Source organism: Vibrio sp. M60_M70 (genome assembly GCF_037162085.1).
Lineage (GTDB): Bacteria > Pseudomonadota > Gammaproteobacteria > Enterobacterales > Vibrionaceae > Vibrio > Vibrio diabolicus.
Map to the genome: position 1 here is coordinate 2719185 of NZ_JARLUL010000001.1, position 13372 is coordinate 2732556.

The following is a 13372-nucleotide window of genomic DNA, read 5'->3' on the forward strand; positions in this document are numbered from 1 at the left end:
ACCCACTATTAACAAGGATATAAACTGCGACGCATATCAACGTTTACTTTTTGGTCTATCTCTAGTCAAAATTAGCCAAAATAACGTTTATAACGGAGAGTGACGATATTTTAACGTTTTTAACGAGAATCGAGTTTGATTATTTTATGGATAAGGTGTTTTCTTACTCCTGCCTAAGGCCTACAGGCCACTCTTGGCGAAACTCAATGTTGTAATGAGTAATGCATAAACAAGAGGTAGGTCTTGGAGAGTGTTTATCAATTGATGACATTCAATTCCATTTAGTGAAATGAAAGCAAATAGTAAGGAACAGCTATGCTTGCCAATATTAAAAAAACAGCACTAGCAACAGCAATTATTGCAACGGCTACTACAGGTTTTGCATCGGTAGCTACTGCGGCTGAACGCAGTGAACTGACTATCCACCCTAAAGAGTTTACAACTTTCGTTCGTAACTTTAACCCTTTCTTGGGTGCAACTAACCTGCACACAACAACCGACTTTATTTACGAGCCGCTCGTTGTTTTTAACGAAATGCACGGTAACACGCCAGTATTTCGTCTAGCAGAAAACTTCACCATGGCTGATGACCTAATGAGCGTGACCTTCGATATTCGTAAGGGCGTAAAATGGTCTGACGGCAAAGCGTTTACCGCTGATGACGTAGTTTATTCTTTCAACCTAGTTAAAGAGAAGCCAGAGCTAGACCAATCTGGTATCAACTCTTGGGTTACTGGCGTAGAGAAAGTTAACGACTACAAAGTTAAATTCCGTCTAAGCGAAGCAAACTCAAACGTTCCTTACGAAATTGCGAAAGTACCAGTTGTACCTAAGCACGTATGGAGCAAAGTGAAAGATCCAGCAACATTCACAAACGAAAATCCTGTAGGTAGTGGTCCATTTACCGAAATCGACACTTTTACACCGCAACTATACATTCAGTGTGAGAACCCGAATTACTGGGATGCTGATAACCTAGATGTAGACTGTCTACGAGTGCCACAAATCGCGAACAACGACCAATTCTTGGGCAAAATCGTTAACGGCGAAATGGACTGGACGTCTTCATTCGTACCAGACATCGACCGCACTTACGCTGCAGCAAGTCCGAATCACCACTACTGGTACCCACCAGCGGGTACTCAAGCGTTTGTAGTGAACTTCAAAAACCCAGACGCGGCGAAAAACGAAGCACTTACTAACGTTGACTTCCGTCGTGCGTTCTCTATGGCGCTAGACCGTCAAACGATTATCGACATTGCATTCTACGGTGGCGGTACAGTAAATGACTTCGCTTCAGGTCTAGGCTACGCATTCGAAGCTTGGTCTGACGAAGAGACGCACAACAAGTACAAAGGTTACAACACATACAACGCCGAAGGTGCGAAAAAGCTTCTTGCTAAAGCAGGCTTCAAAGATGTAAACAAAGATGGCTTTGTAGATACACCATCTGGCAAGTCTTTCGAGCTTCTCATTCAATCGCCAAACGGTTGGACTGACTTTAACAACACTGTACAACTAGCTGTTGAGCAACTAGCAGAAGTAGGCATTAAAGCACGTGCTCGTACTCCAGATTTCTCGGTATACAACCAAGCAATGCTAGAAGGTACATACGACGTTGCTTACACCAACTACTTCCACGGTGCGGATCCACACTTGTACTGGGACAGCGGCTACAACTCGAAGCTACAGTCTGGTGACGGTATGCCTCGCTTTGCAATGCACTTCTACAAGAACGATAAGTTAGACGGTCTTCTTAACAGCTTCTACAAAACCGCTGATAAGCAAGAACAGCTAGAAATCGCTCATGGTATCCAGAAGATCATTGCTCAGGACCAAGTAACCATTCCTGTGCTATCTGGCGCGTACATGTATCAATACAACACAACTCGCTTCACTGGTTGGTGGAACGAAGAAAATCCTAAGGGCCGTCCAAACATTTGGGCTGGTATCCCAGAGCGTCTACTTCACGTACTGGACCTAAAACCAGTTAAATAAGTAGAAGTTCATTTCAAGCGGCATACATCCCGTATGCCGCCTATAAAAATCCCTTGTTAACGAAACCAATATGTGGCGCTCGTCGTCAGGGGATTTTTCGCTCTAAATTTCGCTAGGAGCGACCTGAAACCAGAAACAGGGAAAAAATCTGGGTGAGTAAGGTGTGAGTTATGGGTTATTTTTTAAGACGTTTGTCGTTCTATCTTGTCGCGCTCTTAGTTGCAGCGACGTTAAACTTTATTATTCCGCGAGCAATGCCTGGTGACCCAGTTACCATGATGTTTGCTAACGCTTCTGTACAGGTGACACCAGAACGAATAGCAGCAATGAAAGAACTGCTCGGTTTCGTTGATGGGCCGATTTACATTCAGTACTTTTCGTACATTAAAAACATTCTAAGTTGGGAACTAGGTACATCAATCCAGTTCTACCCTCTTTCAGTTAACTCTTTACTAGGTAGTGCATTTGGCTGGTCTCTCTTCCTAGCTGGTACTGCGGTTGTACTTTCTTTCTCAATCGCTTCTGTACTCGGTATTTTTGCCGCATGGAAGCGTGGTAGTAAGTACGATGCATTCGTAACGCCTGGTACATTGATCATTCAAGCTATCCCACAGATGGTTATCGCAATGTTAGCGCTGTTTACCTTTGCGATTGGCCTAAAATGGTTCCCATCTGGCTATGCTTACACGCCAGGTACTATCCCTGATTGGTCAAGCTGGGAGTTCATCAAAAACGTGGGTTACCACGCAGTACTCCCTCTATTCTGTGCAACCATCGTTCAGATCGGCGGCTTCCTCGTCAATATGCGTAACAACATGATCAACCTTCTCGCCGAAGACTACATCACGATGGCGAAAGGCAAAGGGCTGAGCGAGAACCGTGTCGTCTTCAATTACGCCGCACGTAACGCGCTACTTCCAAGTGTAACCGCGCTATCTATGTCTTTGGGTATGGCCATTGGTGGTCAATTGATCATCGAGATGATTTTCAACTACCCAGGTTTAGGCACCGTGCTACTTAACGCAATTCACGCTCGTGACTACCAAGTACTTCAAGGTCAGTTAATTATCATGACGATGTTCATGCTGTGCTTCAACTTAATGGCTGACATGCTGTACATGATTCTAGACCCTCGCCTACGTACGGGAGGCAAATAATCATGAAAGAACTATTCAAACTTATTTTAGGTAACTCATTCGCTCGAATCGGTCTTGGTATTGTTACCGTATTCGTATTCGTTGCGATCGCAGCTCCTTTACTTACGAAACATGCGCCAGACAAGCGAACCGGTAATCCACACGAATACCCTAGCTTTGTCGTAAAACAAGCGCAAAATAATCCTGATGGCTGGGTAGCTAAAAATCTAGCAGATGATCGTCGTACGCTGATTATGTCGAAAAAGGCTGATCACGTTCTGGGGACTTCACGTATGGGTCGTGATATTTGGTCACAAGTGGCTTACGGTGCTCGCGTATCGCTGGGTGTCGGCTTTGGTGCTGGCATCATCGTATGTTTCCTAGCAACGGTCATTGGTATCTCGGCAGGTTACTTCGGCGGCAAAGTGGATGACATATTGAGTGCAGCGATGAACATCATGCTGGTAATCCCTCAATACCCATTGCTCTTTGTACTGGCAGCCTTTATTGGCGAAGCAGGTCCACTCACCATTGCCTTGATTATCGCTGGTACCTCTTGGGCGTGGGGCGCACGTGTTGTCCGTTCTCAAACCATGGCTCTGCGCGAGAAAGAGTTTGTGAAAGCCGCTGAAGTATTGGGCGAGTCTTCATTCCGCATCATCTTCGTTGAAATTTTACCAAACCTAATCCCGATTGTCGGTGCAAGCTTCATCGGCTCAGTAATGCTCGCTATCAATACTGAGGCTGTAATCTCGTTCTTGGGCCTGGGCGATGCCAACACCATCAGTTGGGGCATCATGCTTTACAACGTGCAAACCTCATCAGCAATGTTGATTGGCGCATGGTGGGAAGTATTAGCACCTTGTATCGCCTTAACTCTTTTGGTGACTGGTCTTGCTCTACTTAACTTTGCCGTTGATGAAATTGCTAACCCACAGCTTCGTTCTCACAAAGGCATGAAACGCTGGAAGAAACTGGCAGAGAAAGACAAGAAAGAGCGCGCGCCTGAAATGGCACCACAAAATGCACTATGGAGCGGAGATAAATAATCATGACTGCACCACTAATTTCTATCCGTAACCTATGCGTAGATTACATCACAGATGCGGGCGATGTCCGCGCCTGTAACAACGTTAGCTTTGACATTGCGCCTGGTGAAGTCTTTGGCCTGGCTGGTGAATCTGGCTGTGGTAAATCCACAGTTGCTTTCTCGCTCATGCGTCTTCATAAGCCGCCAGCATTCATCACTGGTGGTGAGGTCATCTTCAACGGTGAAGACATCATTAAGTACAGCGATGAACGTATGCAATCATTCCGCTGGAGCGAGATGTCGATGGTGTTCCAAAGTGCTATGAACGCATTAAATCCGGTGCTTACGATGGAAGAGCAGTTTTGCGATGTCATCATGCGCCACACCAACATGACACGTGAACAAGCGAAAAAGCGCGCCGAAGGTCTGCTGGAAATCGTTGATATTCACCCAAGCCGCTTAAATGACTACCCACACCAATTTTCTGGTGGTATGCGCCAGCGCTTAGTCATTGCGATTGCTCTGGCTCTCAATCCAAAGATGATCATCATGGATGAGCCAACGACGGCACTCGATGTTGTGGTTCAGCGTGAGATCTTACAAAAAATCTATGCACTGAAAGAAGAGTTCGGCTTCTCGATCCTTTTCATTACCCACGACTTGTCACTCATGGTCGAGTTCTCGGATCGAATCGGCATTATGTACTCCGGTGAGTTGATTGAAGTTGCCCCTTCTAAGCAAATTCTGGAAAGTCCTTACCACCCTTACACCAAAGGTTTGGGTAGCTCTTTCCCTCCACTAACTGGTCCTAAAACCAAATTAACTGGTATTCCAGGCAACCCTTTGAACCTATTAGAGATTCCTCAAGGCTGCCGATTCCAAGCTCGCTGCGACCGCGTCCACGAAGCTTGTACACGAGTACCAACTCAGCTGCGTCAAATTGAACCTGGTCGTTTTTCAAATTGCCACTTATACGGCGACACGATTGCTCAAGCTAAGGTTTAACAACAAAAAATAACGCTAGCTAAGAACAAAATTACACTGGAGAGAATTATGAGCAAACAACTCGGCGAACTGCTGATTGAGGGTAAACATGTCGTTAAGGACTTCCCTTTAAATAGTAACTCAATCAAGCAGTCAAAAATGCGCGCGATCAACGACGTGTCATTCAAGATGTACAAGAGCCGCGGTTTGTCAGTAGTAGGTGAATCAGGCTCTGGTAAATCTACTACCGCTAAAATGATAGCTAAAATGTACGCCCCTACCGAGGGTGTAATCGAATACAGAGGTCGTGATATCCAAGATATTACCTCTCGACATGACTTGATGACATACCGTGAAGGCGTACAAATGGTATGGCAGGACCCATTTGGCTCACTAAACCCTACACACAATATCTTTCACCACATTGCTCGCCCGTTGCTAATCCATAAAAAGATTGCACCAGGCAACAAAAAGGAACTGGAAGAGCGTGTGTATGACCTACTAGAACAAGTTGGTCTGATTCCGCCAAAAGAAACCGCGCAAAAGTTCCCACATCAGCTGTCTGGCGGCCAGCGTCAACGTGTAAACCTAGCTCGTAATATCGCTGTAGGTGCAGAAGTGGTATTGGCAGATGAGCCAACATCAATGCTGGACGTATCAATTCGTGCAGGTGTTCTTAACTTGATGGAAGAGATGAAGTTCGAGAAACAAATGTCTCTGCTTTACATCACTCACGACATCGCAACGGCGCGTTACATTGCTGAAGATCTCGCGGTTATGTACGTAGGTCACATGGTTGAATGGGGGGATACTGAGGAAATCATTCACGATCCTCAACACCCATATACGCAACTGTTGGTATCTGCTGTGCCTGATCCATCGAAGTCTATCCACGAGAAGCTGAAAGGCAACAAAGGGGAAATCCCACTTTGGACACCGGATTCAGTCGGCTGCCCATTTGCAGGACGCTGCGTACACGCAACCGATAAATGTCGCGAACGACTACCGGGCGTCACTCAGCTTTCTGAGAACCACTTTGTTCGCTGTTACTTATTTGAAGATTAATTATAACGAGGGTCAGGTTCAGCCTGACCCATTCCTGTTTTATCGTTTCCCGGAGACATTGAATGCTGCTACTGACTAACCACATTGGTTATGAACATCTGGGCCCAAAGAAAGCCATTGTCCAGACCGAACAACCACACTTGTCTTCTTACACTGCCCAATTGATTTGTGCCACTACCGAGCAAACCGTGGCAACTTTTGCGGTTGAAGAACAAGGTAAAGTGGCGAACTGGCATCAGGGCTATTTCTACCTCATCGACTTTTCATCTTTCACAGATTCAGGCGACTATTTCCTGCAAGTGGAAGATACGCGCTCTTCCTCTTTCACCATTGGCGAACATATTCTGTTGGATCAAACTTTGTCGGATGTGATCCACTACTTCAAATCACAACGTTGTGGTGGGATTTTCGATCAACAAGATCGACAAGTTCCAGTGCTCAACGCCAACCAAACGGTTGATGTACACGGAGGCTGGTATGACGCATCTGGAGACGTTAGCAAGTATTTAAGTCATCTTTCATACGCTAATTATTTGAACCCTCAACAAACCCCAATGGTAGTTTGGAACATCCTAAAAGGGCTTTCATTGCTTGAAGGAAGCGAAGACATTGCAGCTTTCACACGTACACGACTTATTGAAGAAGCCCTGTTCGGTGCAGACTTCCTTGTTCGTATGCAAAACGAAAAAGGCTTCTTCTACATGACGGTCTTTGATAAGTGGAGCAAAGATACTGCGCAACGAGAAATCTGTGCCTACGAAACGCAACTTGGTCACAAATTTGATGACTACCAAGCAGGCTTTCGACAAGGTGGCGGTGTCGCCATCGCAGCGCTGGCCGCAGCGTCGCGTTTAGGTGTTCACGGCGAATACGATCAACAAAAATACCGCAACGCTGCTGAAAATGGTTACTGGCACTTAAAAGAGCACAATACGCAGTACCTCAATGATAATGAAGAAAACATTATCGACGAATACTGTGCGCTACTAGCCAGTGTAGAACTGTTTAAAGCCACCAAAGAAACTCGCTACTTGGAAGAGAGCCGTTTGTGGGCACAACGCTTAGTTGCTCGCCAAATGAGCGACGAGCAGATTCAACACTTTTGGTCAGCAACCCAAGACGGCAGTCGTCCATACTTTCACGCAGCTGAAGCAGGTCTACCCGTTATTGCCTTGTGCGAATATCTATCAATTGAAGACGACTCCGTACAGACAGAATCGGTAAAACGCATCGTCAACCTAGCGTGCGAGTTTGAGATCAATATATCGAATAAAGTGACCAACCCATTCGGTTACCCTCGCCAGTATGTTAAAGGCGTAAATGAGTCAAAACGCGATGCATTTTTTGTCGCACACAACAATGAATCCGGCTATTGGTGGCAAGGCGAGAATGCTCGATTGGGCTCACTCGCGACCATGGCGTATCTTGCTCAACCGCATATAGCGTCGCAGGAAATACAGCAACAACTTTCCGTGTTTGCTCAAGATGCCTTGAACTGGATTGTAGGCTTAAACCCATACGACATGTGCATGCTTGATGGCCACGGTCGCAACAACCCTGATTACCTTCCTCAATATGGTTTCTTCAACGCTAAAGGCGGTGTGTGTAACGGAATCACTGGCGGCTTTGAAGACGAGGAAGACATCGCATTTAACCCACCGGCACAAAAAGACGACATGTTACAAAACTGGCGCTGGGGCGAACAATGGATCCCGCATGGCGCTTGGTACTTACTCGCGATAATGAGTCAAGCTCAGCATATTTCTCAGTTGGCAACCTCTAAAAATATTAAGGAACAATAATCATGGGGATGTATTTTGTCGGTATCGATGGTGGCGGCACGTCATGTCGAGCCAGGATTAAAGATTCACAAGGTAATTTTATTGGCGAGGCCAAAAGCGGCAGCGCCAACATCATGCTAGGAGCTGAAATAGCAATGGCTTCGATTCTTGAATCCATAACTTCAGCGGCCGAGCAAGGCGGTCTGACACAACAAGATTTCGCATCGATGCACGTCGGCTTAGCCCTTGCAGGTGCTGAGCACAAAGCATCTTGGCAAGCCTTTATGTCTCTTCCTCATCCGTTTGCCAGTATGACTCTTAATACTGATGCTTACGGCGCGTGCGTTGGTGCACACAATGGCGAAGATGGCGCAATCATGATCGCAGGAACGGGCTCTTGTGGCATCTACCTTAAAGGATTGGAGCAGCACGTTGTCGGTGGTCGCGAATTCCCTATTTCGGACCAAGGTGGCGGCGCAGTGATGGGGCTTCGCCTAGTTCAACAAGTTTTGTTAGCAGAAGATGGCATCAGAGAGAAAACGCCTCTAGCACAACACGTCATGGCGCATTTCGAAAATGACGTTGATAACGTGGTGGCTTGGTCTAAACAAGCGCTTCCTCGTGATTATGGCCAGTTTTCTCCTGCAATTTTCCAACATGCAGAACAAGGTGATGCACTAGCAATTGAGATGCTGAAGCAAACTGCAGCTGATATAGAAATGTTTCTCGTGGCATTAAACAAGCGCGGCGCAACGCGTATTTGTTTAATGGGCAGCATTGCTGAACGTATTTTCCGTTGGCTTTCGCCACCAGTTCAGCAATGGGTTGTTGAGCCACAGTTTGACGCGATTGAAGGCGCAATTATGTTTGCAGGTAAACCTGAGCATAACCTTTACTCGCTCAGTGCGGCGTAGGAGTAGATATGGAATATCGTGTTGATCTCGTCGTCCTATCAGAACAAAAGCAAAACTGCCGTTTCGGACTGACTTTCCATAATTTGAGCGATCAAGATCTCCACAATTGGAGCCTGATTTTTGCTTTTGATCGCTACATTCTGCCAGATAGTATTTCGAATGGTCAGCTCAAGCAAATTGGCAGCTACTGCACCCTCAAACCAGAAGGGTTGGTGCTGGCAGCTAACCATCATTTTTACTGCGAGTTCAGTATTGGTTCGAATCCATTCCGTTACTATTCTGATGGATTCAATGAAGCCTTGGTCAACTTTGAAGTCAACGGCAACCTTCAGCGAGCTCAAGTCGATGTCACACCGATCGTATTGGCTTCACCGTACCGTGAACGTAGTGAGATCCCTTCCAGCTTGACGCATGCGCAGCCTTTATTGCCAAAACCAAACCATATAGAAGTCAGCGATCACTGCTTTAGCTTTAATCATCACGCTGGCGTTGCAGTTTATTCAAACCTAGCCAATGCAGCTAAAGAGTGGTTACTTGAAGAGCTTAAGCGCATTCATCAATTTGAGTTCGCATCAGACAATGGCAGTCAGATCATCTTCAAAGGCAACCCAACCTTGGATGAAGGCGCCTACAAGCTGAAGGTAGCAGAAGAGTCGATCAAAATTGAAGCTGGCTCTTCGTCTGGTTTTACCCATGCTTGTGCAACGTTATTGCAACTGATCAAAGTTGGCGATCAACCAGCCTCAATGGAAGTGGTTTGCTGTTCAATCAAAGACCGACCACGTTTTCGTTACCGCGGAATGATGCTAGATTGTGCTCGCCATTTTCACTCCGTTGAGCAAGTCAAACGTTTGATCAACCAGTTGGCTCACTACAAGTTCAATACATTCCATTGGCACCTTACCGATGATGAAGGTTGGCGAATTGAGATCAAATCATTGCCTCAACTAACCGATATTGGCGCATGGCGTGGGTTGGATGAAACCAATGAGCCACAGTACACGCACCTTGCTGAGCGTTACGGCGGTTTTTACACTCAAGAAGACATCAAAGACGTGGTTGCCTTTGCTTCGAAACGAGGCATCACTGTTATCCCTGAAATCGATGTACCAGGCCACTGCCGATCTGCCATCAAGTCGTTACCACACCTATTGGTAGAAGCAGAAGATACCACCGAATACCGCAGCATTCAGCATTACAACGACAACGTCATTAACCCAGCTCTGCCGGGGAGCTATGAGTTTATCGATAAAGTGTTGGAAGAAGTCTCCGCGTTGTTCCCTGCCCCTTATGTTCATATCGGTGCGGATGAAGTACCTAACGGCGTATGGTCAAAAAGCCCTGCATGCCAAGCACTAATGGAACAACTGGGTTACAGCGACTACAAAGAGTTACAAGGGCACTTCTTGCGTCATGCCGAAGACAAACTGCGCAAACTTGGCAAGCGCATGCTGGGTTGGGAAGAAGCACAGCATGGCGACAAAGTTAGCAAAGACACAGTGATCTATTCGTGGTTAAGCGAAGAAGCGGCGTTGAACTGCGCGCGCCAAGGTTTCGATGTGGTGCTACAACCTGCGCAAACCACCTACTTAGATATGACCCAAGATTACGCACCAGAAGAACCGGGCGTGGATTGGGCTAACCCATTGCCGCTAGAAAAAGCTTACAACTATGAACCACTCGCTGAAGTGCCAGCCGACGATCCAATACGTAAACGCATTTGGGGCATTCAAACAGCATTGTGGTGCGAAATCATCAACAACCAGTCTCGTATGGACTACATGGTCTTCCCGCGCTTAACCGCAATGGCAGAAGCATGTTGGACAGACAAGCAACACCGAGACTGGACCGACTATTTATCACGTTTGAAAGGACACCTACCGCTGCTTGATTTGCAGGGAGTGAATTACCGTAAACCGTGGAAGTAATACAGAGCTGATGTAGAAGCATCACGCTTGAAGAGTTTTTAAATTTTGGCTGCAGACGCAGCTTTGTAAAAAGGAAATACACAAATGAAATACGGCTATTTCGATAACGAGAATCGTGAATACGTCATTACTCGCCCTGATGTACCTGCTCCTTGGACCAACTACCTAGGTACAGAAAAATTCTGTACCGTTATCTCGCATAATGCAGGTGGCTATTCGTTCTACAACTCTCCAGAATACAACCGTGTTACTAAGTTCCGTCCAAATGCGACATTCGATCGCCCAGGACACTACGTTTACCTACGTGATGATGAGACGGGAGATTACTGGTCAATCTCTTGGCAACCAGTTGCCAAAAGCCTAGACGAAGCGAACTACGAAGTTCGTCATGGTTTGTCGTACTCTAAATTCAAGTGTGAATACAGCGGCATTAGCGCAACCAAAACGCTCTTTGTACCAAAAGGCGAAGATGCAGAAATTTGGGATGTGGTCATCAAGAACACCTCTGACAAACCGCGTACGATCAGTGCATTCTCATTTGTTGAGTTCTCGTTCAGCCACATTCAATCTGATAACCAAAACCACCAGATGTCTCTCTACTCTGCTGGTACGTCATACAACGAAGGCGTGATTGAATACGACCTGTACTACAACACGAACGATTTCGAAGGCTTCTACTACCTAACATCAACGTTTGATCCAGATTCATACGACGGTCAACGTGATAGCTTCCTAGGTCTATACCGCGACGAAGCAAACCCACTAGCAGTAGAACAAGGTAAGTGTTTTAACACCGCACAAACGTGTTACAACCACTGTGGTTCTCTGCACAAGCAATTTACTATCCAACCAGGTGAAGAAGTTCGCTTTGCTTACATTCTGGGTATCGGTAAAGGTAACGGTGAACGTCTGCGTGCTAAGTACCAAGACCTTGCAGAAGTCGACAATGCATTTGATGGCATCAAAGCACACTGGGATGAGCGTTGTGGCAAGTTCCAAGTGAAATCGCCAAACGAAGGCCTAGACACCATGATCAATGCTTGGACGCTATACCAAGCAGAAACATGTGTGGTTTGGTCTCGCTTTGCTTCGTTCATTGAGGTCGGCGGGCGTACTGGCCTTGGTTACCGCGATACGGCGCAAGACGCAATTTCCGTTCCTCACGCGAACCCGAAAATGACTCGTAAGCGCATCGTTGATCTACTGCGTGGTCAAGTAAAAGCGGGTTACGGCCTACACCTATTCGATCCTGATTGGTTCGATCCTGAAAAAGCAGATGTTAAACCATCTAAGTCTCCAACAGTTGTTCCTACTCCGTCCGATGAAGATAAGATCCACGGTATTGAAGACACTTGCTCTGATGATCACCTATGGCTAGTACCAACCATCTGTAAATACGTGATGGAAACCGGTGAGCACAGCTTCTTCGACGAAGTGATTCCTTACGCAGATGGCGGTGATGCAACCGTGTATGACCACATGAAAGCTGCGCTAGACTTCTCAGCGGAATACGTGGGTCAAACGGGCATCTGTAAAGGTCTACGTGCCGACTGGAACGACTGTCTAAACCTAGGTGGCGGCGAGTCTTCAATGGTGTCTTTCCTACACTTCTGGGCGCTACAAGAGTTTATCGACCTTGCAAAATACCTAGGCAAAGATGCTGACGTTGAGAAGTACACCGAGATGGCGGCAAACGTGCGTGAAGCGTGTGAAACACACCTTTGGGACGACGAAGGCGGTTGGTACATCCGTGGTCTGACGAAAAATGGCGACAAGATCGGTACTGCACAACAAGCAGAAGGTCGAGTACACCTAGAGTCAAACACGCTTGCGGTACTTTCTGGTGCGGTATCTCAAGAGCGCGGCGAAAAAGCGATGGACGCAGTCGACGAGAACCTCTTCTCTGAATACGGCCTTCACCTAAACTCACCATCTTTTGCAACACCGAATGATGATATCGGCTTCGTAACTCGCGTTTACCAAGGCGTAAAAGAGAACGGTGCAATCTTCTCGCATCCAAACCCATGGGCTTGGGTAGCTGAAGCGAAACTGGGTCGTGGTGACCGTGCAATGAAATTCTACGATGCACTAAACCCATACAACCAGAACGACATCATCGAAAAACGTATTGCAGAACCATACTCATACGTTCAGTTCATTATGGGTCGTGACCACCAAGACCACGGTCGTGCAAACCACCCATGGTTAACAGGTACATCTGGCTGGGCTTACTTCGCTGTTACCAACTTTATCCTTGGTGTGCGTACAGGCTTCGATGGCCTGACTATCGATCCATGTATCCCAACTAACTGGCCTGGTTTCGAAGTGACTCGTCAATGGCTAGGTGCAACGTACAACATAAAAGTGGTGAACCCTGATTCAGTAAGCAAAGGCGTTAAGTCAATTACTGTGAACGGTGAAGCAGTAAATGGTGCATCTGTACCAGTTCAAGCGGAAGGTTCCGTCAACGAAGTGATCGTAACACTAGGTTAATCGCTTCAAAACGTCCCAATGCACTTTTGCTTTTTAGCTTGTG

At 46.6% G+C, this 13372-nt stretch carries 9 protein-coding genes; all 9 read left to right on the top strand.

The window, feature by feature from the left end; all coding sequences use genetic code 11:
• The first annotated feature begins 315 nt into the window (after nucleotides 1-315).
• Complete coding sequence (locus P4S59_RS12630; RefSeq protein WP_005394703.1) at nucleotides 316-1998, top strand: ABC transporter substrate-binding protein; 1683 nt, start codon at nucleotides 316-318, stop codon at nucleotides 1996-1998.
• Between the two features lie 170 nt (nucleotides 1999-2168).
• Nucleotides 2169-3155, top strand: coding sequence for an ABC transporter permease (locus P4S59_RS12635; protein WP_005394705.1), 987 nt, complete (start codon nucleotides 2169-2171; stop codon nucleotides 3153-3155).
• A gap of 2 nt (nucleotides 3156-3157) precedes the next feature.
• On the top strand, nucleotides 3158-4183 hold the full coding sequence (locus P4S59_RS12640; protein ID WP_005394707.1) for an ABC transporter permease: 1026 nt from the start codon (nucleotides 3158-3160) through the stop codon (nucleotides 4181-4183).
• A 2-nt stretch (nucleotides 4184-4185) separates the two neighbouring features.
• On the top strand, nucleotides 4186-5169 hold the full coding sequence (locus tag P4S59_RS12645; protein ID WP_005394709.1) for an ABC transporter ATP-binding protein: 984 nt from the start codon (nucleotides 4186-4188) through the stop codon (nucleotides 5167-5169).
• A 48-nt stretch (nucleotides 5170-5217) separates the two neighbouring features.
• On the top strand, nucleotides 5218-6213 hold the full coding sequence (locus tag P4S59_RS12650) for an ABC transporter ATP-binding protein (RefSeq protein WP_005394711.1): 996 nt from the start codon (nucleotides 5218-5220) through the stop codon (nucleotides 6211-6213).
• Between the two features lie 62 nt (nucleotides 6214-6275).
• Nucleotides 6276-8015, top strand: a complete 1740-nt coding sequence (locus P4S59_RS12655; protein ID WP_337168503.1) for a glycoside hydrolase family 9 protein — start codon at nucleotides 6276-6278, stop codon at nucleotides 8013-8015.
• A 2-nt stretch (nucleotides 8016-8017) separates the two neighbouring features.
• Nucleotides 8018-8908: an N-acetylglucosamine kinase gene (locus tag P4S59_RS12660; RefSeq protein WP_337168504.1), complete on the top strand. Its 891-nt coding sequence runs from the start codon at nucleotides 8018-8020 to the stop codon at nucleotides 8906-8908.
• Nucleotides 8909-8916: 8 nt separating this feature from the next.
• Nucleotides 8917-10836: a beta-N-acetylhexosaminidase gene (locus tag P4S59_RS12665; RefSeq protein ID WP_337168505.1), complete on the top strand. Its 1920-nt coding sequence runs from the start codon at nucleotides 8917-8919 to the stop codon at nucleotides 10834-10836.
• A gap of 84 nt (nucleotides 10837-10920) precedes the next feature.
• Nucleotides 10921-13329 (top strand): GH36-type glycosyl hydrolase domain-containing protein, encoded by a 2409-nt coding sequence (locus P4S59_RS12670; RefSeq protein WP_337168506.1) that lies wholly within the window; start codon nucleotides 10921-10923, stop codon nucleotides 13327-13329.
• Nucleotides 13330-13372 lie beyond the last annotated feature (43 nt).